General features: G+C 61.7%; 20 protein-coding genes and 1 pseudogene. 8 read left to right on the top strand and 13 right to left on the bottom strand.

The window, feature by feature from the left end:
* Window positions 1-183: 183 nt before the first annotated feature.
* From D8U60_RS09120 to D8U60_RS09065, 12 genes are all read right to left on the bottom strand, one after another.
* A complete protein-coding gene (locus D8U60_RS09120) occupies window positions 184-462 on the bottom strand; it encodes a DUF971 domain-containing protein (RefSeq protein WP_122699186.1) in 279 nt (92 codons plus the stop codon).
* Window positions 459-1,421 carry a HEAT repeat domain-containing protein gene (locus D8U60_RS09115; protein WP_130899966.1) on the bottom strand — a complete coding sequence of 321 codons (963 nt, stop codon included), beginning with the start codon at window positions 1,419-1,421 and terminating at the stop codon, window positions 459-461. The genes D8U60_RS09120 and D8U60_RS09115 overlap by 4 nt, the downstream gene beginning before the upstream one ends.
* Window positions 1,418-2,266 carry an ABC transporter ATP-binding protein gene (locus D8U60_RS09110; RefSeq protein WP_122699184.1) on the bottom strand — a complete coding sequence of 283 codons (849 nt, stop codon included), beginning with the start codon at window positions 2,264-2,266 and terminating at the stop codon, window positions 1,418-1,420. The genes D8U60_RS09115 and D8U60_RS09110 overlap by 4 nt, the downstream gene beginning before the upstream one ends.
* Window positions 2,266-3,045 (bottom strand): ABC transporter permease, encoded by a 780-nt coding sequence (locus D8U60_RS09105; RefSeq protein ID WP_130899965.1) that lies wholly within the window; start codon window positions 3,043-3,045, stop codon window positions 2,266-2,268. Before D8U60_RS09105 ends, D8U60_RS09110 begins: the two co-directional genes overlap by 1 nt.
* 215 nt (window positions 3,046-3,260) lie before the next feature.
* On the bottom strand, window positions 3,261-4,685 hold the full coding sequence (locus tag D8U60_RS09100) for an ABC transporter substrate-binding protein (RefSeq protein ID WP_177435452.1): 1,425 nt from the start codon (window positions 4,683-4,685) through the stop codon (window positions 3,261-3,263).
* Window positions 4,686-4,901: 216 nt separating this feature from the next.
* The gene (locus D8U60_RS09095; protein ID WP_007959413.1) at window positions 4,902-5,147 is read right to left on the bottom strand and encodes a ferredoxin family protein; all 246 of its coding nucleotides are present in this window, start codon (window positions 5,145-5,147) and stop codon (window positions 4,902-4,904) included.
* A gap of 27 nt (window positions 5,148-5,174) precedes the next feature.
* Window positions 5,175-6,905 carry a fumarate reductase/succinate dehydrogenase flavoprotein subunit gene (locus D8U60_RS09090; protein WP_130899963.1) on the bottom strand — a complete coding sequence of 577 codons (1,731 nt, stop codon included), beginning with the start codon at window positions 6,903-6,905 and terminating at the stop codon, window positions 5,175-5,177.
* Entirely contained in the window at window positions 6,902-7,654 is a 753-nt protein-coding gene (locus D8U60_RS09085) for a GntR family transcriptional regulator (protein ID WP_016774450.1), read from the bottom strand. The genes D8U60_RS09090 and D8U60_RS09085 overlap by 4 nt, the downstream gene beginning before the upstream one ends.
* 186 nt (window positions 7,655-7,840) lie before the next feature.
* On the bottom strand, window positions 7,841-8,806 hold the full coding sequence (locus D8U60_RS09080; RefSeq protein ID WP_130899962.1) for a Gfo/Idh/MocA family oxidoreductase: 966 nt from the start codon (window positions 8,804-8,806) through the stop codon (window positions 7,841-7,843).
* A 9-nt stretch (window positions 8,807-8,815) separates the two neighbouring features.
* The gene (locus D8U60_RS09075; protein WP_130899961.1) at window positions 8,816-9,703 is read right to left on the bottom strand and encodes a Dyp-type peroxidase; all 888 of its coding nucleotides are present in this window, start codon (window positions 9,701-9,703) and stop codon (window positions 8,816-8,818) included.
* A gap of 74 nt (window positions 9,704-9,777) precedes the next feature.
* Window positions 9,778-10,515 carry a DUF72 domain-containing protein gene (locus tag D8U60_RS09070; RefSeq protein ID WP_177435451.1) on the bottom strand — a complete coding sequence of 246 codons (738 nt, stop codon included), beginning with the start codon at window positions 10,513-10,515 and terminating at the stop codon, window positions 9,778-9,780.
* A 10-nt stretch (window positions 10,516-10,525) separates the two neighbouring features.
* Window positions 10,526-12,313, bottom strand: a complete 1,788-nt coding sequence (locus D8U60_RS09065; protein ID WP_130899960.1) for a thiamine pyrophosphate-requiring protein — start codon at window positions 12,311-12,313, stop codon at window positions 10,526-10,528.
* Window positions 12,314-12,494: 181 nt separating this feature from the next.
* On the opposite strand from D8U60_RS09065, the gene D8U60_RS09060 reads away from it, so the two are divergent.
* From D8U60_RS09060 to D8U60_RS09045, 4 genes and pseudogenes are all read left to right on the top strand, one after another.
* Window positions 12,495-12,998, top strand: coding sequence for a cupin (locus D8U60_RS09060; protein WP_130899959.1), 504 nt, complete (start codon window positions 12,495-12,497; stop codon window positions 12,996-12,998).
* A gap of 232 nt (window positions 12,999-13,230) precedes the next feature.
* Window positions 13,231-14,070: a glutathione-dependent disulfide-bond oxidoreductase gene (gene yghU / locus D8U60_RS09055; protein WP_130899958.1), complete on the top strand. Its 840-nt coding sequence runs from the start codon at window positions 13,231-13,233 to the stop codon at window positions 14,068-14,070.
* Window positions 14,071-14,340: 270 nt separating this feature from the next.
* Window positions 14,341-16,508 (top strand): annotated as a pseudogene (locus D8U60_RS09050) (TonB-dependent siderophore receptor).
* A gap of 127 nt (window positions 16,509-16,635) precedes the next feature.
* On the top strand, window positions 16,636-17,829 hold the full coding sequence (locus D8U60_RS09045) for a GAF domain-containing sensor histidine kinase (protein ID WP_130899957.1): 1,194 nt from the start codon (window positions 16,636-16,638) through the stop codon (window positions 17,827-17,829).
* Between the two features lie 8 nt (window positions 17,830-17,837).
* Here D8U60_RS09045 and D8U60_RS09040 read toward each other — a convergent pair whose 3' ends face one another.
* Complete coding sequence (locus tag D8U60_RS09040) at window positions 17,838-18,770, bottom strand: AraC family transcriptional regulator (RefSeq protein WP_130887979.1); 933 nt, start codon at window positions 18,768-18,770, stop codon at window positions 17,838-17,840.
* A 542-nt stretch (window positions 18,771-19,312) separates the two neighbouring features.
* Between D8U60_RS09040 and D8U60_RS09035 the strand changes: the two genes are divergently transcribed.
* From D8U60_RS09035 to D8U60_RS09020, 4 genes are all read left to right on the top strand, one after another.
* Window positions 19,313-20,662, top strand: coding sequence for an MFS transporter (locus D8U60_RS09035; RefSeq protein WP_056785134.1), 1,350 nt, complete (start codon window positions 19,313-19,315; stop codon window positions 20,660-20,662).
* A 98-nt stretch (window positions 20,663-20,760) separates the two neighbouring features.
* The gene (locus D8U60_RS09030) at window positions 20,761-21,453 is read left to right on the top strand and encodes a fumarylacetoacetate hydrolase family protein (RefSeq protein ID WP_130899956.1); all 693 of its coding nucleotides are present in this window, start codon (window positions 20,761-20,763) and stop codon (window positions 21,451-21,453) included.
* Window positions 21,454-21,487: 34 nt separating this feature from the next.
* The gene (locus D8U60_RS09025) at window positions 21,488-22,246 is read left to right on the top strand and encodes an SDR family oxidoreductase (RefSeq protein WP_130899955.1); all 759 of its coding nucleotides are present in this window, start codon (window positions 21,488-21,490) and stop codon (window positions 22,244-22,246) included.
* Between the two features lie 31 nt (window positions 22,247-22,277).
* A complete protein-coding gene (locus tag D8U60_RS09020; protein WP_130899954.1) occupies window positions 22,278-23,234 on the top strand; it encodes a 2-hydroxyacid dehydrogenase in 957 nt (318 codons plus the stop codon).
* The last annotated feature ends 564 nt before the right edge of the window (window positions 23,235-23,798 follow it).

Genomic DNA, 23,798 nt, shown 5'->3' with positions numbered 1-23,798 from the left:
GTGGGAAATGCCTGACAAGAACCGCCAGTCGGCGCGAGCCGACGCAGGGAGCTGCCGAAGGCTGCGATCTGATCGTTCCCACGCTCTGCGTGGGAATGCCTCAAGGGACGCTCCGCGTCCAGTGACGCGGAGCGTCACGGGCTGCATTCCCACGCGGAGCGTGGGAACGATCATCGGGTAAGGTCAGGAATCCAATTGCGCCAGGTACTCCCACGGGTAAATCCCGCGTTGATGGCCATCGCTGAACACCAGTTGCACGCCATACCCCTGCGGATTGACCTCGATCAGGCGCACGCGATCATCAACCAGCGGCGTGACGCCGCGCAGGCGGAATGCGCGGCATTGCGAGCATGGGCATTGCCGGCGCAGATCGGCATGCCTGAGCAACGATTCGCGCCCGTCCGGCCAGCTCAGGCGCAGCGTGCGTGCACTCTGCGAGTTGCCCACCGACAGTGGGTTCATTGCAACTGACTCAACGCGATGCGCACGGCTTTGCGCACTTCCGGGTCGCCGTCGTCCTGCGCCGCCTGCAACGCGGCCACGGCGCCGCGATCGTTCAATTCACCGAGGGCCAGCGCAGCTTCCTTGCGCAGATTGCTGATGCGGTGGCCGAGGCTGTCGATCAGCGCGTCCAGCGCCGGGACGAAACGCAGACGACCGAGGCTGCGAGTGGCGCGCAGGCGCACTTGCCAGTAATCATCGCTCAGCGCTTCGACCAAGGTCGGGCCGGCGTCGCTGTGGCCAACCTTGCCCAGTGTCGTCGCGGCTTCTTCGCGCACTTGCCAGGCAGGGTCGTGTAAGGCCTGGCGCAGCGCCGGCAACACTTCGGCGCCACTGGCCAGACCCAGCGCACCCGTCGCGGCGCGACGCACTTCGGTGTCCGGGTCGTCGCTGGCCAGTTGCGCCAGGGCTGGCAGCGCCTCGAGCTGTTTGAGCCAGCCGAGCACACCGACCGCTTCGCGACGGACATTGGCATCGGTGTCCTCCAACGCGGCGACGGCAGCCGGCGCGGCCTCGGCGAAGCGCAATTCGCGTAACGCCCGAAAGGCGGCGATGCGCACACTGACATCGGCATGTGCGGTCCACGGCAGAATGACCCGCCCCGCCGCTGCAGTCTTGAGCAGGCTCAGGCTTTGCGCCGCCGCCGATTGCACGGCGGGCGCCGGATCCGTCAGCGCTTCGCACAAGGCTTGCACGACCGCTTCATCCTCCCACGCTTCAAGCAATCGCGCAGCTTCAGCGCGAACATCCTCGGCAGGATCCTGACGAAGTCGATCAACCAGCCAGAGCAAACCATCCGGTTCCTCCAGATCAGCCAGATCAATCAGGGCAATGCGCCGCACGCCAGCGTCTTCAGCCGTCAGGCGCGGTTGCAGGGCGAGGATGTCTTCGTTGTCGGTCACAGCAAAAATAGAGGTCATAAGGCAAATCGCGGCAAAGGGTTTTCAGGAGGCAGGCCGAGCGGATTGAGGCGCGGCAGCGGTCGGTCGTTGTCGTGGCGCAGCAGGTCGAGGCAATGGCGTTTCAGGCGAGCGAACTCGGGGCTGGTCACCAGTTCGCTGGTGCGCGGGCGTGGAAAGTCCAGACGCAGGTCTTCGATGATTCGCCCTGGTCGCGCGCTCATTACCAGCAAGCGATCGGCTAGAAACAGCGCCTCGTCGATGTCATGGGTGACGAAAACCACGGTGGTACGGATGCGCGTCCAGATGTCCAGCAACAGTTCCTGCATGTTCAAGCGGGTCAGCGCATCGAGCGCGCCGAACGGCTCGTCCATCAGCAACAGGCGCGGGCGATTGACCAGCACCCGGGCAATCTCCACCCGCTGCTGCATGCCACCGGAAAGCTGATCCGGCCAGCGTTCGGCAAAGCCTTCGAGGCCGACCAGTTTGAGGATTTCATCAGCCGCGCGACGTCGCTCAGCCTTGCCGACGCCGCGCATCTTCAGGCCGAAGGCGACGTTGTCGCGCACCGTGCGCCACGGGAACAGCGTGTGGTGCTGAAACACCATGCCGCGCTGCGGCGACGGGCCGGCCACCGCGCTGCCGTCGACTTTCAAGCTGCCGGTACTGGCATTCAAGTGCCCGGCCAGGGCGCCGAGCAAGGTCGACTTGCCGCAACCGGACGGGCCGAGAATGCACACGAACTGGCCGGGTTCGATCTGGCAATCGAGACCCTGCACCGCTTCGAACGCTTCGCGGCCTTGGCCGAGGACGATGGACAACTGGCGAATGTCGATCCGCCCTTCCGGGGTTTGCATCACGCTCATCAGGCTTTGCCTCGCGGTCGATGCCAAGGCGTGAACAAGCCGCCCAAGCGTTTGATCAGCCAACTGCTGCCCATGCCCAACACCCCGATCAGGAGCATGCCGACGACAATGTCGGCGTAGTTCTGAATGGTGTAGGACTCCCAGGTGTAGTAACCGATGCCGAACTGCCCGGAGATCATTTCCGCCGTCACCAGGCAGAACCACGAAGTGCCCATGCCGATCGCCAGGCCGGTAATGATGCTCGGCGCAGCGCCCTGCAGGATTACTTCCAGCAGAATCGCCCGACGCCCTGCTCCGAGGCTTTTTGCCGAGGCGATCAGGCGTGGATCGACGCCTTCGACGCCGTGCACGGTGTTGAGCAGGATCGGGAACAGCGCGCCGGTGAAGGTGATAAAGACCATCGACAATTCCGAGGATGGAAACATCAGGATCGCCAGCGGAATCCACGCCACGGCGGGGATCGGGCGCAGGACTTCCAGTGGTGGCAGCAGAATGTCTTCGGCCCATTTCGACCGGCCGATGGCCAGGCCCAGGGCGATGCCGATAATCAACGCCGCCACGTAACCGGCGAAGACTCGGCCGAGGCTGCTGCTCAGGTGCTGCCAGAGTTTGCCCGAGTCGCCCAGGCCCAGCGCGGCTTCGATCACCGCCAGTGGCGTCGGCACGTTGGCAAAGGTGACCAGGCCGAGGTTCCAGTGGTGGCTGGCGGCGAGTTGCCAGAAGAGCAGGCAGAGCAGCAGTGAGGCGGCTCTTGATGTCCAGCGCAACGGTGTTTTCATAGTCCGGTTTCCAGTTCGGGTTCTGTGTGATGGCCGAGATTTACCCCCTCACCCCAGCCCTCTCCCCCAGGGGGGCGAGGGGGAAAGGGAGCCGATTTGCGTGCTTTTCACGACCTGAGTTCGACTCGGTACTTCACGTCGGCGTATCTCTCAACAACAACTCGGTCAGTCCCCTCTCCCTCCGGGAGAGGGTTAGGGTGAGGGGCTTTTGATCTTCAGCGCGCAGCAACAACCTGCGCAGTGGCATCGCTGAAGTCGAACACCTTGCCACCCTGCGCCGCAGCGTATTGCTGGGCCTGGCCCTTGAGCAGAAATGCGCTGAGGCGGCCCTTGGCGTCGCTGGCAAACCACGCCTGTTCAGCGAGCAACTTGATCCCGCTGTCGCTGGCCTGCGCATACACCGCACGAATGTTCTTGCCCTCCTGCTTCAACGCCGCCAGCGCGGTGAACGCCGCTTCAGCCGAGCCATAACGGCGGACTTTTTCCTCGCCACGCACCCAGATCTCCGCGACTTGGCTGACATCGGTGATGGCTTTGCCCGTCGCCGCATCCACACCCGGCAACGGCGTCTGCGCGTAGTTGGCCAGTTGCGCGGTGTAATCGAGGTTCGAAGCCTTGAACGCGGCGCGGATGTACTGGTCGTCGATGAAGCTGTTCAGGTCGAGCCCGCGATCGGCTTTCTTCAGCAGCTTCAGGGTATCGATGGCGGTACCGACGGCCTGGCGATATTCAGGTTTCCAGCTCAGGTCACGGGTCTGTACGCCGAGCGGGCCATGGAACAGGTAGTTGACCTCGGCATCGACGCCGGTGACCTTGGCGATCAGTTCGCTGTACTTCTCCGGTTCGGCGGCGAGCAGTTGGTTGGCTTCGATGCTCGCACGCAGATAGGCGACGACGATTTCCGGGTACTTTTTGGCGTAGGCCTGATCCACCAGTGCGCCATGGAAAGTCGGCGCGTTGGCCTGAGCGCCGTCGTAGATCTTGCGGGCGAAACCACGGCTCGGGAACAGCTCGGCGAAGGGCACGAAATCGGCGTGGGCGTCGATCTTGCCGGCCTGCAATGCCGAGCCAGCGACTTCCGGTGGCTGGGCGATGATGTTGACATCCTTGAGCGGGTCCCAGCCCTGCTCTGCCACGGCGCGCAGCAACATGCCGTGAGCCGTCGAGGCGAACGGCACCGAAATGGTCTTGCCCTTGAGTTCGCTCAGGCTTTGCACCGACGAAGCGCTCGGCACGACGATGCCGTTGCCGCTGCCCTTGATGCTGCCCGACAGCACGCTGATGAACAGGCTGTGCTTGCCCGCCGTTTCGAACGCCACACCATTGAACGCACCGGGGAAATCGGCCATGGCGCCAAAGTCGAGTTTGCCGGCGACCATCTCGTTGGTCAGCGGCGCGCCACTGGTGAAGTTTTTCCACTGCACGTCGTACTTCGCGTCTTTGTAGGCGCCATCGTGGGGCAGGTATTTTTCCAGCAGACCGAGTTCACGGATCAACAGGCCACCGGCGGCGCAATTGATAGTGGTGTCCTGGGTGCCGATGGCGATGCGGATGGTTTCGGCCGAGGCCGACAAGGTGAATGAAGCCAGTACCAGACCGGCGAGTGCTGCACGCAACATGAGTGTTTCCCCTCGAATCATTTGTTTGAAGTTCGTCTCCGCCGCGATCAGGGCGCGGTGGGAAACGAGGGGTTTTCGGTGAATAGAGCGTCCGGGGTTTCCGGGTAGCTTTTAGGTTGTCCCGGCGGGCCTCATCGCTGGCAAGCCAGCTCCCACAGGGATCTGTAGTGGAACAGAATTTCGCACACGCTAGAGAAGCCTGTGGGAGCTGGCTTGCCAGCGATGGCGTCCGACCTGTCAACGCAGGAGATAAGGAATTTCGACTTTCACCGCCCCCGTCGGGCAATCCTTCTCGCACGGCATGCAGTACCAGCATTCATCGAACGCCATGTAGGCCTTTTGCGTGGCCGGGTTGATCGCCAGCAGGTCCATCGGGCAGACGTCGACGCACACCGTGCAGCCCTTTTCGGCGATGCATTTGTCCTCGTCGACGGTGACCGGCGCGTTGGAGCGGAAGAAGATTTCCTGAGCTTGATAAGCCATGGTTCGGACTCTCTGAAAAATGATGTCTCAAGCGGCGAAGGCGCCGACCCGCAGGCGGTCGTAAGCCTGCATTTCCTCGGCGTCGAGCGGGATGATGTAAGGCTCGACGGCCTTCTTGAAACTGGTCATCTGGCCGTCCTCGCCCTTCTTCAGATGGCAATGGCAGAACCATTCGGCGTCGTTGCGTTGCGGGTGATCGACCCGATAGTGGTACAAGCCCCAGCGGCTTTCGGCGCGGAACAACGAAGCGCGGGCGGCCATTTCGGCGCAATCGCGGATCACGCTGGTTTCCATCGCTCGCATCAGTTCGTGAGCGTTGTTGGCTTTCATTTGCTCAAGATCGCGCTCGATGTCGCTGAAGCGTTGCAGTCCGATCTGCATCTTCTTGGTCACTTTCGGCGGTTGCAGGTAGTCGTTGACGAAGCGCCGCAGTTTGTACTCGACCTGCGCCGGCGGCAGACCGTGTTCGCGATCGAGCGGCGCGTAGACCCGGGCTTTCTCCTTGGCGATCTGCTCGCTGTCCAGTGCGGAAAACTCGCGGCCGGCAACAAAGTCCGCCGCGTTGTGCCCGGCGAACCAGCCGTAAGTGAACGCGCCGAGCATGTAATTGTGCGGCACCGCAGCCATGTCGCCGGCCGAATACAAGCCTTTCACTGAAGTCTCGGCACGCTCATTGACCCACACACCGGACGCCGAGTGGCCGCTGCAAAAGCCGATTTCCGAAATGTGCATTTCAACCATCTGCGTACGGTAGTCAGTGCCGCGATTGGCGTGGAACTGGCCACGGCTCGGGCGCTCGTTGCTGTGCAGGATTTCCTCGATGTTCTGGATGGTTTCCTCGGCCAGGTGATCGAGTTTAAGGAACACCGGGCCGTTGCCGCTTTCCAGTTCCTGGTGAAATTCCCACATCATCTGCCCGCTCCAGTAGTCGCACTCGATGAAGCGTTCGCCCTTGTTGTTGGCGGTGTAGCCACCCAGCGGGCCGGTGACGTAGGCGCAGGCCGGGCCGTTGTAATCCTTGATCAACGGGTTGATCTGAAAGCACTCGAGATTGGCCAGTTCAGCGCCAGCATGGTAGGCCATCGCGTAGCCGTCGCCCGCATTGGTCGGGTTCTCGTAGGTGCCCATCAGGTAGCCCGACGACGGCAGACCGAGGCGTCCGGCCGCGCCGCAGGCGAGAATCACCGCTTTGGCCTTGATCACATGGAAGTCGGCGGTGCGGCAATCGAAGCCCATCACACCGTTGACCGCGCCCTCCTCGTCGGTCAACAAACGCGTGCAGACCAGGCGATTGGTGATGCTTACCCGCGCACGTTTCAACTGCCGATACAGAACTTTCTTGATGTCGTGCCCTTCCGGCATCGGCAGCACATAGGCGCCCATGTGGTGGACCTTTTTCACCGCGTAGTCACCGGTTTCGTCCTTCTCGAACTTCACGCCCCAGCGGTCGAGTTGTTCGATGGTTTCAAAACTGTGCGTCGCATAGGCGTAGACCGCCGCCTGATTGACGATGCCGTCATTGGCGATGGTGATTTCCTTGGTGTACTGCTCCGGTGTCGAGTGGCCGGGAATTATCGCGTTGTTCAGGCCATCCATGCCCATGCTGATCGCGCCGCTGCGCTTGACGTTGGCCTTGTCGACCAGCAACACGCGCAAATCGCGGTTCTTCTCCTTGGCCTTGATCGCCGCCATCGGCCCGGCCGTACCGCCGCCAATCACGACGATGTCGTATTCCTGTTCTAGAACGTTGCGGGTCATGCCTGCTCCCCTTTTTGCCGGTCGATCCGCAGGCGGTACTGGAACGCATCGCCACGGTAATAAAGGTGTTCAAAGTCCAGCGGCTGGCCTTGGGCATCGTGGGTCAAGCGCTCGATGCGCATGATCGGCGAGCCCGCTTCGACGTTGAGCGCCTGGGTCAGGTCGCTGTCAGCCAGCACTGCGTCGATGGCCAGATCGGCGTGGCCGAGGGCGATGCCGCAGTCGTTTTCCAGAATCAGAAAGATGTCGCGAGTGACCAGGTCGGCCTTCTCCAGCCGTTCGCCGACCGCTTTGGGCAGGTAGGTAATTTCCAGCGAAATCGGCTCGCGGTTGATCAGGCGCACGCGTTTGATCTGCGCGACGATCTCACCTTCGGCCACCTGCAGACGCTCGGCGACACGCTTGTCGGCCGGAATGAATTTGAAACTGCGCAGGCGGTTGATCACCTCGTAGCCGCGCCCGGTCATCGACTCGGCGAGGCCTTGCAGGCTGCTGACGTTCTGAAAGGTTTTCGGCTTGGCGACGAAGGTGCCCTTGCCATGGATCTTGAAGATCAGGCCTTCCTTTTGCAGATCACCGAGCGCCTGGCGAACGGTGATGCGACTGACTTTGAACAGCGCACCGAGTTCGCTTTCGGAAGGCATCTGGCTGTCTTGCGGGTATTCACCGTCGAGAATCCGCGCACGCAGGACATCGCGCAGTTGGGTGTGCAGGGGAACGCTACTGAGGGAGAGAACGTTATCGGTCATCGTCGGATCACTTGTTATAACGAGTTATGACGTGATCTTAGAGAGGTTATGACGAGGTTGAGAAATATTGTTTGGGCATAACCTTAGATGCGCCTTTAAAAGCAAAAGATCGCAGCCTTCGGCAGCTCCTACAGTTTGAAATGCGATTTCCCTGTAGGAGCTGCCGAAGGCTGCGATCTTTTGATCTTAACGTTTGAGAATCCGGTCCATGACCCAATCGGTCTTGACGGCTTGCTCGGCCACGGCGGGATGCTGTGAATCACCCCGAATATGCGCATTCATCCCCAGCACGTGATGCCACTGAATATGCTCGTGATGAGCGATCTCCAGGCTGATCTGCTCATCGGCATCCAGCTGCACCGGATGCTCGTCAAACACGGAAAACCCGATGCGCCCTTTGCTGCCGATGATCTCGACCCGATCCTCACGCCGGTCCGCAACAAAGTTCCAGCAGCCCATGCCCAGCGCTCCGGAGGCGAACCGCCAGGTGGCGCTGACCGCATCTTCCGCCGTGTACAGACCCGCCTGACGCGCGGTGAAACCGGCGACTTCAACGATGTCGCCAAGCAGATACTGGAACAGGTTCAGGCCATGGCTGGCCAGGTCGGCAAAGTAGCCGCCGCCAGCCACCGCCGGGTCGGTGCGCCAATTATCGCGACCCTCAAGATCAGCCGGCGACGGCGCTTTGGTCAGCGTCCAGCTCAGATGGCGGACATCGCCGATGCGCCCCTCCTCCAGCCATTGCCGCACCTGAGCGAAGCGCGGCAGCGAGCGGCGGTAATAGGAGACGAACAAGTGCAGACCGGCAGCGGCAAACGCTTGCTGCATCTCGCGGCTTTGCCCGGCGTTGAGCGCCATGGGCTTTTCCACGCAGCAATGCTTGCCGGCGGCGGCGACTTTCAGGCTGTAGGCGTGGTGGCTGTCGGGCGGTGTGGCGATGTACACCGCGTCCACTTCGGGATCGTTGATCAGCGCATCGACATCGGTGTAGACGCGGCTGATGCCGTGGCGCGCGGCGTAGTCGGTCACCGCTTCGAGACGACGGCCCATCACCGCAATCAGCGCCGAACCGGGCGCCTTGTAGAAGGCCGGTCCGCTCTTGCGTTCAGCGACACTGCCGCAACCGATCATGCCCCAGCGCACCACGTTCATAGGCAGTCCTCAGCCGATGCGCAACGCGCGCAGATCAAGGCGTCCATCCTTGAGCGGCGGGCACCAGTAGTAGCCGCCGGTGATTGGCCGGCTGATCTGGTACAAGCCATCGGCAATACCGTCTTCCAGACCGCTCATACGGCGCAGCTGCGCTTCGAAGGCATCGAGGGAGAAACCGAAAGCGAGGAACATCAAACCGGCACGATCGCCTTCGATCCACGGCATCGAACGGCGCACGACGAAGGCTTCCGGCGCGAAGCTCTCTTGCGCGGTGCGTTTGACGTGGGCGGAGATCGGCGCGTCGTCGATTTCTTCGTTATCGCTCAAGCGCCGTCCCATGATGTCGTCCTTGGCGCCGGCAGACAGGCGATGAAAACCCTTGAGGTCGTGCTGCCACTGCTGGATCGCGGCGAAGCTGCCACCGACCAGCCCGTCCGCGCCACTGCTAAGCAGCGCGGCGGCGACAGCGGCATCATCGTGCGGGTTTTCCGTGCCGTCCTCATAACCGGTGAGGTCGTGGCCGGCCATGTGGCGGAAGGCTTCCTGCATCTCGACCAGACGCAAGGCCGGGGCCAGCGCGGCTTCGATAGCGTTGCAGCGGTTGAGCAGTTCACCACGGTCGATACCGTGCAACCAGATCCACAGGGCATGCTGGGTCGACGGGTTGTTCACGCCAACGCCGGTCAGCGCCGGGAAGCTGCGCAGGCCAGCGATTTCGACATTCAGCGCCTTGGTCAACGACTCACCAAAGCCAACCACCGCCGACTTGCCATCCACCAGCATCAGCAGGCTGTCGATCGCTTGCGGCAAGGCTTCAACCGACGCCAGGGCGAAAAACAGGTGACGTGCTTGCGCAGGAACAGGGGTAGCGAGAATGCCCGGCTGGTAGTAACTCATGTGAACTCCTTGAAAAAGTGCGCGGAGTTTACCTGTAGCCGGATCGTTTGTGTGGGTGGCGAGAGCGTCGTCGTTCAGCGTTCAACGCCTTCGATCAACGCCTTCAAAGCCAGTGCATCGGCGGTGGCGGCACCGCTGGCGGTGTTGTCGAAGATGCACCAGATGTCTTTGCCGTCGGCCTTCGCGCGCCGCAGGTTCTGAGCAAGCTGTTGCAGATAGGCCGCTTCATAAGCGCTGTGATAAATCCGTGGCGAGCCGTGCAGGCGCCAATACTGCAGGCCTTGCCAGCCACCCGGTGCGGTGTCGCTGCTGATCCGCGAGGGATCGACCACCGCCTGGGCAATCTGCAGCTCCATCAGCATTGCCTCAGCCTCAGTCCACGATTCGTGTCGCGGCTCCAGCACTACACTGCCCGTGAACCGCTCGCGCAGGGCATGAAAAAACGCCTCGGCCACCGGCGCATCGAAGGCAAGTTTTGGTGGCAGTTGCACCAGCAGGCAGCCGAATCGATCTCCCAAGCCGTGGCACTGTCCGAGAAACTCATCGAGCGCGGCCGCGCTGTCCGCCAGCCGCTGTTCATGGGTGATGAGCTTCGGCACTTTCACGGCGAAGCGAAAGTCCGGCGCTACCGAGTCGGCCCAGCGCTCGTAGGTCTGACGCCGATGCGGGCGATAGAACGAGCTGTTGATTTCGACACAGTTGAAGCGCGCGGCGTAGCGTTGCAGGTGCGTGCCTTCGGCGGGGAATGCCGGCCAGTGCTCGCGCCCGAGACTCCAGCCGGCGCAACCGATGTAGATGGTTGACTCGTTCAAGCGCACACCGTCATTTCTTCCCGGGCAACACGGCGCCCAACACCTGCTTGGCGGTCTGCACGATCACCCCGGCTTCGTCCGGATCGCCCTTGAGCAGGGTCGTGGCGAATTTCTTCGCTTGCTCAAGCTTGATGTGCGGCGGCAGCGGCGGCACGTTCGGGTCGGTCTTGAACTCGATCAGCACCGGCACTTCCGAGGCGAGTGCCTGTTCCCACGCAGCGGCGACCTCTTCTTCACGATCAACGAAAATGCCCTTCAGACCGATGGAAATCGCGAACAGGTGATACGGCACATCGGGAATGCTTTGCGACGCTTCGAACTTCGGATCGCCCTCCATCACCCGCTGCTCCCAGGTGACCTGATTGAGGTCTTCGTTGTTGAACACCGCGCAGATCCATTTCGGGCTCTGCCATTGCCGCCAGTATTTGGCGACAGTGATCAGCTCGGCCATGTTGTTCATCTGCATCGCGCCGTCGCCGACCAGGGCAATGACCGGGCGTTCCGGGTAAGCAAATTTCGCCGCGATCGCATAGGGCACCGCCGCGCCCATCGAGGCCAGGCCACCGGACAGTGAGCATTTCATGCCGCGACGGATTTTCAGGTCACGGGCGAACCAGTTGGCGCAGGAGCCGGAATCGCTAGTGATGATTGCCTGCTCAGGCAAGCGCGGTGACAACTCGTAGACCACTCGTTGCGGGTTGACCGGATCGGCTTTGGCCATGGCGCGTTTTTCCAGGGTCTTCTCCCAACTGCTGCGCCAGCCTTCGATCTTCTTGCGCCATTTGTTCGAGGTTTTCTGTTCCAGCAAGGGCAGCAACGCGGCGAGGGTTTCCGCTGAATCGCCGACCAGATTGACCTCCATCGGATAACGCAGGCTGAGCATGTCCGGCTGCAAGTCGATCTGCACGCCGCGCGCCTGGCCTTCCTTGGGCAGAAACTCGGAATACGGGAAGCCTGAACCGATCATCAGCAAGGTGTCGCACTCGCTCATCAGCTTGTAGCTGGGCTCGGTGCCGAGCAGGCCGATGCTGCCGGTGACCCACTGCAAATCGTCAGGCAATGCGGCTTTGCCCAACAACGCCTTGGCGACGCCCGCGCCGAGCTTTTCCGCCACGGCGATGACCAGATCGGTCGCCTCCAACGCGCCGGCACCGACCAGAATCGCGACTTTCTCGCCGCTGTTCAGCACCTCGGCCGCGCGTTGCAGATCGGCGGCATAAGGAACGACTTTCGGCTTGCTGTAGCCGACGCCGGAATGCGCGGTGCCATGGGTGCGCGCCGGTTGTTCGTAAGGCAGATCCTGCAAGTCATTGGGCAGAATCAGCGCGGTGACGCGGCGCTCGCCGACCGCAGTGCGCACCGCGCGATCAAGCAGATGGCGCACTTGCGACGGCGCCGAAGCCTGCTGCACAAACGCACCGGCGACATCCTTGAACATCGACACCAGATCCAGTTCCTGCTGGTAGTGACTGCCCAGCGCCGTGCGCGCCTGCTGACCGACAATGGCCAGCACCGGCATGTGATCCATGCGCGCGTCGTAGAGGCCGGTGATCAGGTGCGAAGCGCCGGGGCCGGAAGTAGCGATGCACACGCCCAGCTCGCCGGTGAACTTGGCGTGGGCCGAGGCCATGAACGCGGCCATTTCTTCATGCCGCGCCTGGACAAATTCGATTTTGCCTTTGGCCCGGCTCATGGCGCCGAACACGCCGTTGATGCCATCCCCCGGATAACCAAAAATTCGCGTGACGCCCCATTCGCTGAGCCGCTCAACCAGAAAATCACCTACTGTCATCGTCATCTTGACCCTCGCCATTTACCGCTGCATGGACATGTAAGGGTCTGGACAGTGCTCTGCGCGATGAAGTTTCGATGGATTTTCTTGGCATCAACTTCGGCACCGTGTTTGCGCGGCAATGATTTTTTGAGGCGATTGCCCTGCGCTGCGGTCGACTGATAAATCGAGCGAAGGAGGATTGGCCATGACTGAAGTGCAAACCCTGCTTCTGGAACGCAATGGCTGGGTGCCGAACAATCCGCGTCTGCCAGTGCTGATCTACCGCAGCGCGATTGCCGTTGAAGGCGACGATCCGGCGGCACGCTTCGAGCAGACGTTCGGTGCCAATGGCTGGCCGGCGCAGTGGCGCTACGGCATTTATGACTATCACCACTATCACACTGAAGGCCACGAAGTGCTTGGCGTGGCGGCCGGTCAGGCACGGTTGATGTTGGGCGGGCCTGATGGGCAAGTCGTCGACGTCTGCGCTGGGGATGTGTTGTTGCTGCCGGCCGGGACCGGGCACTGCAATCTGGGATCAAGTGAGGATTTTCTGGTGGTGGGTGCTTATCCGCCGGGGCAGCAGGCGGACATTTGCCGGGCCGCGCCGAGTGATGCGCAGTTGGCGCGGATTGCGGGGCTGGCGTTTCCTGAGACAGATCCGGTGCAGGGAGTCGGGGGTGCGGTTGGGCGGTATTGGAGCCATTAGGCGCGGCGGCCCTGCCGGCGCTTTCGCGAGCAGGCTCGCTCCCACGGGAGATTTGTGCCTGACTCCGAACCTGTGGGAGCTGGCTTGCCAGCGATTGCGGTGGGTCAGCCAATATTGATGCTGGATGTGCCGTCGTCATCGCTGGCAAGCCAGCTCCCACAAGGTAGTGTTCTCAATCCTTTCGAGATACGGTATCTACCTGTTCTCTCCCAGCATCGACGAGGTCCGTTTCATGAGCAATGCGTCTTACGTTCCGCCCAAGGTCTGGAAACACGAAGCCCCATCCGGCGGCCACTTCGCCAGCATCAACCGGCCGGTCGCCGGGCCGACCCACGACAAGGAACTGCCGGTCGGCAAGCATCCGTTGCAGCTGTATTCGCTGGCCACGCCCAACGGTGTCAAAGTCACCATCATGCTCGAAGAGTTGCTCGCACTTGGTCACAGCGAGGCCGTATACGACGCGTGGCTGATCCGCATTGGCGAGGGCGATCAGTTCTCCAGCGGCTTTGTAGAGGTCAACCCCAATTCGAAAATCCCGGCGCTGCTGGATCGCAGCGTCGAGCCGCCGATCCGGGTGTTCGAGTCCGGTTCGATCCTGCTGTATCTGGCGGAAAAGTTCGGCGCCTTGCTGCCCAAGGATCCGGCCGGTCGCACCGAAACCCTCAACTGGCTGTTCTGGCAAATGGGCTCGGCGCCTTACCTGGGCGGCGGTTTCGGGCACTTCTACGCGTATGCGCCGGAGAAGCTCGAATACCCGATCAACCGCTTCACCATGGAAGCCAAACGGCAGCTGGATGTGCTCAACCGTCGTCTCGCTGATAACGCCTATCTGGCCGGCGACGATTACACCATCGCCGACATCGCCGTGTGGCCCTGGTACGGGCAACTGGTGCGCAACAACGTTTACTCGGCGGCGGAGTTTCTCGCCGCGCACGAGTACACCCATGTGCAGCGCTGGGCCGAAGAAATCGCCAAGCGGCCGGCGGTTGTACGCGGGCAACGGGTGAACCGTACCTGGGGTGATGAAGAGACTCAGGTGCCGGAACGGCACGGTGCGCAGGATCTGGACTGATTTCAGAAAAAACGCATCACCCTGTGGGAGCGAGCCTGCTCGCGAAAGCGGAGTATCAGACAACGCATCTGTTGAATGACCCACCGCCTTCGCGAGCAGGCTCGCTCCCACATTTGCGTCCGAAGGCCATCGAATCCAATTGTGAAAAAATCATTAACTAACTGACTCGTACGGGTTTATTCCCCCGGAAACTTCCGACATACTAATGCGAATAATTCTTACATGCACTCGCATTAGTTTCGTTTGGGTAAATCTTGGGGAAGCAGATAGATGTCGTTTCACACCATTCACCGCCGCTCGAACCTTTCACCTAACCTCCTCGCAATCGCCATCGGCATGGCCAGCATCGCTCCTGCGTTGGCTGAAGAAACCGCAGCCACTGCGCCCACCAATGGCCCGCTGGAACTGCAAGCGACCGAAATCGGCGCTACGCAGATGAGCAGCACCACCGAAGACACGCAGTCCTACACCACCGGCCCGATGCAGACCGCGACCAAGCTGTCGCTGACCATGCGCGAAACGCCGCAGGCGGTGACGGTGATCACTCGCCAGCGCATGGACGACCAGAACATGACCAGCGTCAACGACGTGGTGCGCGGTACGCCGGGGTTGTTTCTCAGCGAGGCCAGCGGTCCGGGGCGGCAGACTTACAAGGCGCGCGGTTTCGACATCGACAACATCATGTACGACGGCCTGCCCAGCTCGTATTCGCCGTACACCCTGGCAGTGCAACCGAACCGGCGATGTTCGACCGGGTGGAAATCGTCCGTGGCGCAACCGGCCTGGTCACCGGTGCCGGCAACCCGTCGGCGGCGATCAACATGGTGCGCAAACGCCCGACCGCTGATCAGCGCGTGACCCTCACCGGCGCCGCCGGCAGCTGGGATGACTACCGTGGCGAGGTCGACGCCTCCAGCCCGCTGAACGACAGCGGCACCCTGCGTGGCCGGGTGGTGACGTCGTATCAGGGCGCGGACAGTTTCCGCGACAAGGAAGAAAACGATCACGGCCTGTTCTACGCCATCGGTGAAGCCGACCTGAGCGACAGCACCACGGCGACCCTCGGTTTCTCCCGGCAGAACGATCAGACCAACTATTTCTGGGGCGGCCTGCCGATCGGCGAAGACGGCCACCACCTTGATCTGCCCCGCTCCACCTATCCCGGTACCGATTGGGAGAACCGCAAGCTGCAAGTCGACACCGTATTCGGTGAAGTCGAACACCGTTTCGACAACGACTGGAAACTGCATGTTGGCGGTTCCACTTCGACAACCGAGGGCGAATTCTCCGGGACGTATTTGTCGCGCTACGACGGCCCGCTGGAAACCACCGCCTACCAATCGCACCACACCGACAAGCAACGCGCCTTCGACGGTTTCGCCAGCGGCCCGTTCGAAGCCTTCGGCCGTACCCACGAGTTGGTAGTCGGCGCCAGCAATCGCGTGTACGACGCCACCACCAAGGAATACGCGCCCTACGACACCGGCCTGCCGATCGCCGCGCCAAAACCTGACTTCGTCCGTAGCGGCAAATCGCGCAATGTCACCACCCAGGACGCGGTTTACCTGACCACGCGCTTGAGCCTGGCCGACCCGCTGACGCTGATCCTCGGCAGTCGTCTGGACTGGTATGACTACGACGATCGCAGTGCCGACGGTGACTTCAAGGTCACGCGCAACCTGACCCGTTACGCCGGCCTGATCTACAAACTCGATGACCATCACTCGGTCTACGCCAGCTACACCGACATCTTTACCCCGCAAACCCAGAAAGATCTCGGCGGCAAAGTGCTGGAGCCGATCGTTGGTGAAAACTACGAGGTCGGCATCAAGGGCGAATATTTCGACGGTGCCTTGAACGGCAGCGTGGCGGTGTTCCAGATGGACCAGACCAACCGCGCCACCCAGGCGGCGACCCAGCTCGGCTGCCCGGAACTGACCTGCTATGAAACCTCCGGCAAGGTTCGCGCTCAGGGCGTGGACATGGAACTGCAAGGTGCGCTGACCGAGCAATGGCAAGTCGGCGCCGGCTACACCTACACCCGCGCCCACTACATCAAGGACGAAAACCCGGCCAACAATAACCAGAAATTCGACACCGACATGCCCGAGCACCTGTTCAAGGTCTCCACCGTGTATCGTTTCAAAGGCCCGCTGGAAAAACTGCGCGTGGGCGGCAACGTCTACTGGCAGAGCCGCATGTACAACGACATTGCTCTGGCCAACGGCGGCAGCTATCGCCTCGAACAGGGCGGCTACGCGGTCACCGACCTGATGGCCGGTTACGAGGTCAACAAGCACCTCGACCTGCAGGTCAACGCCAACAACATTTTCGACCGCAAGTACTATTCCTCCATCGGCACCGACGTGACCTGGGGCTCGACCGATAACTACGGCACCCCGCGCAGCTACATGATGACGGCCAAGTACAAGTTCTGAGGCGATAGCGCTCAGCAAGCACCACACAGGGCGCCGGGAGTTTTCCCGGTGCCCTTTTTTGCAGGTTCATTAGGCAAGGCCGGCAATTACCGATAGTCTCTGGCGACACTTTCGCGAAGCACCGGCCATGCCCCAGACAGATTTCTCCTCCGACCTCCAGGCCATCGGCAGCATTGACGCTGTGCCGGTGATCCTGAGCATGGTCAAGCACATCACCGGTATGCGCTTCGCCGCCGTAGCGCGGGTCACCGAGAGCAAGTGGATCGCCTGCGCCGTGGATGATTCGATTGACTTCGGCCTGTTGCCCGGCGGCGAACTGGTGCTGGAATCGACGATTTGTCATGAGATCCGCCAGCACCATCAGCCAGTGATCTTCGGCCACGCCAGTCAGCACCCGCTGTTCTCCACGCATCACACGCCGAAAACCTACGGTCTGGAAAGCTACATTTCCATTCCGATCATCAAGGCCGATGGCGAGTTCTTTGGCACGCTGTGCGCCATTGATTCGGTGCCGGCGAACCTCGACGACCCGGCCATCGAAAAGACCCTCACCCTCTTCGCCCAACTGATTGCGATGAGCCTGGATACCCAAGGCCATTTGCACGCGACCAAAACCGCGCTGGCCGATGCCAACGAAATGGGCCGTCTGCGCGAGCAGTTCATCGCCGTACTGGGCCATGACTTGCGCACGCCACTCAGTGCCATCCGCATGAGTGCCGATCTGCTGGACAGCAAAGTCGAGGACAAGCGCTCGCGCACGCTGCTGTCGGCGATTCGCACCAGCTCGGTGCGCATGGGCGTGCTGATCGAAAACATCCTCGATTTTGCCCGGGGTCGGCTCGGCAGTGGCATCCCGGTGCAGCGCAAACTGGTCGATGATTTGCAGCAAACGCTGCGCCAGACCCTGGAAGAAATCCAGGTGGCGTACCCGCAGGCGAAGTTTATTGATTCGCTGGAGGTGCCGGCCGGGGTCTATTGCGACCCGCTGCGCATCAGCCAGTTGTTGTCGAATCTGCTGGGCAACGCCGTGACCCACGGTTCCACGGCCGAACCGATCGTGCTCAAAGCCTTTACCGAGGGCGACGAAATCGTTATTTCGTTGACCAATCAGGGCACGCCGATCCCGCCTGCGCTGATGCCGCTGCTGTTCGAACCGTTTTCCCGTTCCGAAGCAGGCCAGCGTCATGAAGGGTTGGGACTGGGCTTGTACATCGCCGGGCAGATTGCCAATGCGCACAACGGCACCTTGAGCGTGACGTCCGACCGTGAAACGGGCACCTGTTTTGTCGCGCGCTTCCCTGCCCGCTTCAAGTGGGTCTGAGCGCCGCCCTAAGTATTCAGTGGCGTCTGCGGCGTGTCCGGGTTGAGCTGGCGGCGGCGGAACTGCCCCGGTGGCTGGCCATGAATCTGGCGAAACCGCCGGGAGAAATAGGCCTCATCAGCGAACCCGCACAACCGCGCCACTTCGCCCACCGAGCGCGTGCTGTTGAGGAGGAAGTTGCGCGCGGCGTGCATGCGCCGCTCCAGCACCAGCTCGGTGAAGGTCTTGCCGATCTCTTTGCGCAGCCAGTGCGTCAGGTAGGTCGGTGACAGATAGGTCGCAGCGGCGACTTTGATCAGGTTGAGATCAGGATCGGCGATGTTCTTGCGCAAGTATTCGAACATGCGGCTCAAAGCGTCGCGACGACTGTTCTCGGCGGCATTCTCTTCCGCCAGACGCTTGAGCGGCTCGGCATAGAGAAAACACACGCTGCCGATCATCTGCAGCAACAAGCCCTTGAGCATTTCCCGCGTGCCGAACTGACGGTTCTCATCGAGTGCGCGCATCTGTTCGATCAGGCCGCAGACCTGAGCGAAATCCTCATCGTTCAAAATGAAATCCAGATGTTCCTGAAAGCGGAACGGCGATAGCTCAGGCGCGAGCAGGATTGACACCTCTTCCAGATCCATCGGGTCGCATTGCAGATGCGGCAAGAGAAACGTCTGGGAAAAATTGATGACGATGAAATTACTGTCTGCGGGATGCGGAATCACATGCACGCGGTGCGGCAGGATGAACGCCAGAGTGTTGCGGGGAAATGGCCGCTGGACGCTGCCGATGTGCTGCACGGTGTCGCCACCGAGGTTGATCTGGATCTGGAAGTACTCGTGCCGGTGAGGCGCGGTTTCGGCGCGCCGACCCTTTTTGTCGCGAATGTAGAAATCGGTCAATTCGCTGCGTTGCTGCATGACGTAAGTCGGGATACGGCTGGGTGAAGACATGGGCAGAAGGTCCTCCGGGCAGTGAGGTGACGCCTGTCATCTTGCAGGGTTGGGAGATGGGCGGCAATGAGTCATACGATGACATTGTCTTTTTTGAATGAAGCCTCCCCATGTGCCTGTCCAAAAACCGCATTACTATAAAAATACAAATAGTTCCTATTTTTCAGCCACTTGAGATCTAAACCTGATCTTTATTCTCAAGACAAATCGTATTTATCTTTTTGGACACGTTCGCCAAACCCGCTTTTTTCAAGAAAAAACGTTCTAACCCATCGGTTGATTTAGAACCGTTGTACGACCACTGTAATGACCAACGCAGCCCAACCTCTTTCAAAAACAATCAAAGGTGCGCACGTCATGATCCTGCTATTTCCCCTCGCCGCCCCGCCCGACCTCCCCTTGAAAATCAATCGCACAAAGACGTTCCTGAACGTCTGAACGCCGCGCTGCACCCCGTTCGATTGCCTTGCCCCACACGTTGCGGGCAACGGCATCGGCTGCTCGAAAAATCTCGACTCTTCTAACAATAACGAGGTCTCCGCATGTCCAACTCCCATTCTTCCAGTGCCACGGTGCCGCCGGTGATAGCCGGTGCACGCGATGCCGTTTCGGCGCAGCGTCTGCCTACCCGGCGGCGCTGGTTCATGCTGTCGCTGCTGCTGATCGCGACGATCATCAATTACATCGACCGGGTGAACATCTCGATCGCCGCGCCGTTCATGGCCAAGGACCTGGGCCTGGACAAGATCGAGATGGGCCTGATCTTTTCCGCGTTCGCCTGGACCTATGCCTTGGCGCTGGTGCCGGCCGGTTTCATTGCCGATCGGTTTGGCTCGCGCTTCACCTACGGCGTATCGCTGATCAGTTGGTCGACCGTCACCGTTTGCCAGGGTTTCGCCACGGGATTTGCCTCGCTGTTCGGCCTGCGCCTGGCGGTCGGCGCCATGGAAGCCCCGGCTTTCCCGGCCAACAGCCGCGCGGTGACGGTGTGGTTCCCGGCGCGGGAACGCGGGATGGCCAGCAGCATTTACGTGTGCGGCCAGTACCTCGGCACGGCGCTGTTCACCGGCGCGCTGTTATGGCTGGCGACCACTTTTGACTGGCGCCACGTGTTTTACAGCACCGGCGCACTCGGCATCGTCTTCGGTGTGCTGTGGCTGTACCTGTATCGCGATCCGCTGAACTGCAAGAAAGTCAGCCAGGAAGAATTGAAGTACATCGAAACCGGCGGCGGTCTGGTCAAGAGCAGCCAGGAGCGCACCCGCTTCAACTGGCGGCAGATCGCCGAGCTGTTCAGCTACCGGCAGATCTGGGCGATCTGCATCGGCAAATTCGCCAGCACCTCGGCGCTGTACTTCTTCCTCACCTGGTTCCCGACCTACCTGATCGAAGAACGCAAACTGACCATGATCAAGGCCGGGATCTTCGCCGTGCTGCCCTTCGTCGGTGCCACGGTGGGGATTCTGCTGGCCGGCATCGTTTCCGACCTGCTGATCCGTCGCGGCTACTCGATGTCGTTTGCGCGCAAGTTGCCGCTGGTGGTTGGCTCGATGCTGGGCATGTCGATCGTGCTGGTGAATTTCACCGATTCCAACCTGATCTGCATCGCCGTGCTGACCATCGCTTTCTTCGCCCAAGGCATCGCGTCCTCGTCGTGGGCGGCGGTATCGGAAGTGGCGCCGAAAGAGCTGATCGGCCTGACCGGCGGCATTACCAGCCTGGCGGCGAACATCGGCGGCATCGTCACGCCGATCGTGATCGGCGCCATCGTCCACGCCACCGGCACCTTCGCCTATGCCTTCTGGTTTATCGGCGGCGTCGCGCTGATCGGCACCCTCTCCTATTCGTTACTGCTCGGGCGCCTGTATCGCATCGAGCTGAAGGTGCGCTGAGGCAAGAACCCGGATTTGTCCAAACGCAGGCGGCTTTCGTCCAACTTCACCGACGCCAGCCGCCGTACGCTGCCCTTTCAAACAGGATGACCCGCAGGATGAACATGACTGAATACGTCTTTACCCCGGATCTGCCCGTGACCTTGCCGGTACTCGGCACCGAGCAGCGCTTCCCCATTGGCCGGGTGTTCTGCGTCGGCCGCAACTACCCATGGCCGGACACTCAAGGCCAGTCGCGCCAGCCGCCGGTGTTTTTCATGAAACCGCCGAGCTGCGTGGTCGATGCCGTCGGCGACATCGCCTTCCCAACGGTGTGCGAGGACTTCGTTCACGAAATCGAACTGGTCGTCGCCATCGGTGAAGGCGGCGCCAATATCCCCGAGGATCAAGCGCTCGCCTACGTGTGGGGCTACGCCGCCGGCCTAGACCTGACCCGCCGCGATGTGCAACGCGCAGCCAAGAGCAACGGCTTGCCGTGGGAAGGCGCCAAGGTGTTCGACGGCGCCGCGCCGATGACTGCCGTCGTCCCGGTGAGCCGCAGCGGCCATCCCGAGGGCGAGTTGTGGCTGAACGTGAACGGCGAAGAACGCCAGCGCGACAATCTCGACAGCCAGATCTGGTCGGTCAGCGAAGTAATCGCGCGCATCTCGCAATCCGTAGCCCTGCGCGCCGGCGACCTGATCATGACCGGCAGCCCCGCCGGCGTTGACAGCCTGCAACCGGGCGATGTGATCAACGCCGGCATCGACGGCATCGGCCACCTGGAAATGCGCGTCGGCCCACGGCCCTGATTCCAGCGGATTGAGAAAAAAGGAGAACAACAATATGACGACCTCTTTGAAAGTTGCGCTGGTGACCGGCGCCGGCAGTGGCATCGGCCGCGCCGTGGCGCTGGGCCTGATGGCCGACGGCTTCACCCTCGTGCTCGCCGGTCGCCGGCCCGAGCCCTTGCAAGCGTTGGCCGAACTGGCGCAGAGCCAGGGTTATCAAGCCTTGGCGGTGCCCACCGACGTGCGTGATCCCGCCAGTGTCGACGTGCTGTTCGCGACCATTGCCGAGGTCTACGGGCGCCTCGATGTGGTCTTCAACAACGCCGGCGTCAACGCCCCCGCCGTGCCGCTGGACGAGCTGACCGTCGAGCAGTGGCGCAACGTGATCGACACCAACCTCAACGGCGTCTTTCTCTGCGCTCGCGGCGCGTTCGGGCTGATGCGCAAACAACAGCCGCAGGGCGGACGAATCATCAACAACGGCTCGATTTCCGCACACACGCCGCGCCCGTTCAGCAGCGCCTACACCGCGAGCAAACACGCCGTGCTCGGCCTGACCAAGTCCCTGGCGCTGGATGGCCGCGAATTCAACATAGCCTGTAGCCAGATCGACATCGGCAATGCCCTGACGGAAATGTCGGTGCGCATGACCAAAGGCGTACGCCAGGCCAACGGCAGCATCGCCGTCGAGCCGATGGTCGACGTCAAACACGTCGCCGATGCGGTGCGCTACATCGCCGGCCTGCCGCTGTCGGCCAACGTCCTGAACATGACCGTCATGGCCAGCGCCATGCCGTTTGCCGGCCGCGGTTGAGCCGGCCTTTTTATTGCGTAACGAGGTAGCCATGAAGCCAGAAATCCTGCAACTGAGCCCGATCCTGATCCCGGAAATCAACGCGCGTCTGGACGAACTGTTCACCGTACGCCGCTACTTCCAGCAAGCGGACAAACCCGCCTACATAAAGGAACACGGCGCCAGCATTCGCGGCGTCATCACCGGCGGTCACACCGGCATCAGCCAGGCGCTGATGGCGCAACTGCCGAACCTGAAAGTCGTCGCGGTCAACGGCGTCGGCACCGACGCCGTCGATCTGGCCTACGCCCGCGACCGCGGCATCCGCGTCACCGCCACCATCGGCGCCCTCACCGAAGACGTCGCCGACCTCGCCATCGGCCTGCTCATCTCGGTCTGTCGCGGCCTGTGCACCAGCGACCGCTACGTGCGCTCCGGCCAATGGCCGCAAAGCCCGACCCCACTCGCCCCGCTGCCCTTGGCCCGACAAGTCTCCGGCATGCGCATCGGCATCGTCGGCATGGGCCGCGTCGGCCGCGCCATCGCCACCCGCGCCGCCGCCTTCGGCTGCCCGATCAGCTACACCGACCTGCAACCGATGAGCGACGTCCCCCACACCTTCGTCGCCGACCTCAAACAACTGGCCCGCGACAGCGACGCCCTGATCCTCGCCGCCGCGGCGGACAAGGGCGAAGCGATCATCGACGCGCCAGTGCTGCAAGCGCTGGGCAAGGACGGTTACCTGGTCAACGTCGCCCGGGGCAAACTGGTGAATGAGGCCGATCTGGTGGCCGCGCTTTCGGCTGGGGAAATCGCCGGGGCGGGGCTGGATGTGTTTGTCGATGAACCGAATGTGCCTGAAGCGTTGTTTGCTAATGAACAAGTGGTGCTGCAACCGCATCGGGCCAGCGCCACGCTTCAGACACGCACGCGGATGGGGGAAATGGTGGTGGCGAGTCTGGTTGATACGTTTGCGGGGAAAGTGCCGGTTGGGTGTGTGACGGGGTGAACGGGTTCCGGAGCGCTGTTCGTGATCGCGGCACACACCGCCTTCGCGAGCAGGCTCGCGCCCACAGGTTTGATTGCGTACATTCAGTGAGAAATGGGCCGTCTGTCAGGCCGCCTTCGCTGGCAAGCCAGCTCCCACAGGTTTTTGTGGCGTGAACATGAATGGGTCAACACCCAACGTCCAATGCAGGCTTGCTCTCAACAGAAAAGCAAAAGCAAAGGCCAGATCAAAAGATCGCAGCCTTCGGCAGCTCCTACAGTTGGATCGCGTTCCGCTCAAGAACAGGTCGGCTGTCAGGCCGCCTTCGCGAGCAGGCTCGCTCCCACAGGAAAGCAAAAGCAAACCAAGCAGGCCGTCCCGCCACCCAACACGATGAGCGCAAGCTCGAGTAGCTTTTGATCCTGGAGCCCGTCGGCAGGCTGAGTGGAGGGATTGATCCGGGGGTGGGAGCGCAGCGACCGTCTGGCGCAGCCAGACACAGCGGAAGGAGGTGCAGCGAAGCAAACCGGAGCCGCTGCGCCCGGATCGATCCCGGAGCGAAGGAACCCCGAGCCCCAGCGAGCG

Origin of the sequence: Pseudomonas sp. Sample_11, assembly GCF_004307505.1 — a bacterium.
Taxonomy (GTDB): domain Bacteria; phylum Pseudomonadota; class Gammaproteobacteria; order Pseudomonadales; family Pseudomonadaceae; genus Aquipseudomonas; species Aquipseudomonas atacamensis.
The sequence above is the reverse complement of the archived record's forward strand: the minus strand, read 5'-3'. Positions and strand labels throughout refer to the sequence as shown.

Excerpts from the sequence above, each read along its gene's own strand:
- D8U60_RS09120 (WP_122699186.1), bottom strand. The coding sequence starts at position 462 with ATGAACCCACTGTCGGTGGGCAACTCGCAGAGTGCACGCACGCTGCGC.
- D8U60_RS09115 (WP_130899966.1), bottom strand. The coding sequence starts at position 1,421 with ATGACCTCTATTTTTGCTGTGACCGACAACGAAGACATCCTCGCCCTG.
- D8U60_RS09110 (WP_122699184.1), bottom strand. The coding sequence starts at position 2,266 with ATGAGCGTGATGCAAACCCCGGAAGGGCGGATCGACATTCGCCAGTTG.
- D8U60_RS09105 (WP_130899965.1), bottom strand. The coding sequence starts at position 3,045 with ATGAAAACACCGTTGCGCTGGACATCAAGAGCCGCCTCACTGCTGCTC.
- D8U60_RS09100 (WP_177435452.1), bottom strand. The coding sequence starts at position 4,685 with ATGATTCGAGGGGAAACACTCATGTTGCGTGCAGCACTCGCCGGTCTG.
- D8U60_RS09095 (WP_007959413.1), bottom strand. The coding sequence starts at position 5,147 with ATGGCTTATCAAGCTCAGGAAATCTTCTTCCGCTCCAACGCGCCGGTC.
- D8U60_RS09090 (WP_130899963.1), bottom strand. The coding sequence starts at position 6,905 with ATGACCCGCAACGTTCTAGAACAGGAATACGACATCGTCGTGATTGGC.
- D8U60_RS09085 (WP_016774450.1), bottom strand. The coding sequence starts at position 7,654 with ATGACCGATAACGTTCTCTCCCTCAGTAGCGTTCCCCTGCACACCCAA.
- D8U60_RS09080 (WP_130899962.1), bottom strand. The coding sequence starts at position 8,806 with ATGAACGTGGTGCGCTGGGGCATGATCGGTTGCGGCAGTGTCGCTGAA.
- D8U60_RS09075 (WP_130899961.1), bottom strand. The coding sequence starts at position 9,703 with ATGAGTTACTACCAGCCGGGCATTCTCGCTACCCCTGTTCCTGCGCAA.
- D8U60_RS09065 (WP_130899960.1), bottom strand. The coding sequence starts at position 12,313 with ATGACGATGACAGTAGGTGATTTTCTGGTTGAGCGGCTCAGCGAATGG.
- D8U60_RS09060 (WP_130899959.1), top strand. The coding sequence starts at position 12,495 with ATGACTGAAGTGCAAACCCTGCTTCTGGAACGCAATGGCTGGGTGCCG.
- yghU (WP_130899958.1), top strand. The coding sequence starts at position 13,231 with ATGAGCAATGCGTCTTACGTTCCGCCCAAGGTCTGGAAACACGAAGCC.
- D8U60_RS09045 (WP_130899957.1), top strand. The coding sequence starts at position 16,636 with ATGCCCCAGACAGATTTCTCCTCCGACCTCCAGGCCATCGGCAGCATT.
- D8U60_RS09040 (WP_130887979.1), bottom strand. The coding sequence starts at position 18,770 with ATGTCTTCACCCAGCCGTATCCCGACTTACGTCATGCAGCAACGCAGC.
- D8U60_RS09035 (WP_056785134.1), top strand. The coding sequence starts at position 19,313 with ATGTCCAACTCCCATTCTTCCAGTGCCACGGTGCCGCCGGTGATAGCC.
- D8U60_RS09030 (WP_130899956.1), top strand. The coding sequence starts at position 20,761 with ATGAACATGACTGAATACGTCTTTACCCCGGATCTGCCCGTGACCTTG.
- D8U60_RS09025 (WP_130899955.1), top strand. The coding sequence starts at position 21,488 with ATGACGACCTCTTTGAAAGTTGCGCTGGTGACCGGCGCCGGCAGTGGC.
- D8U60_RS09020 (WP_130899954.1), top strand. The coding sequence starts at position 22,278 with ATGAAGCCAGAAATCCTGCAACTGAGCCCGATCCTGATCCCGGAAATC.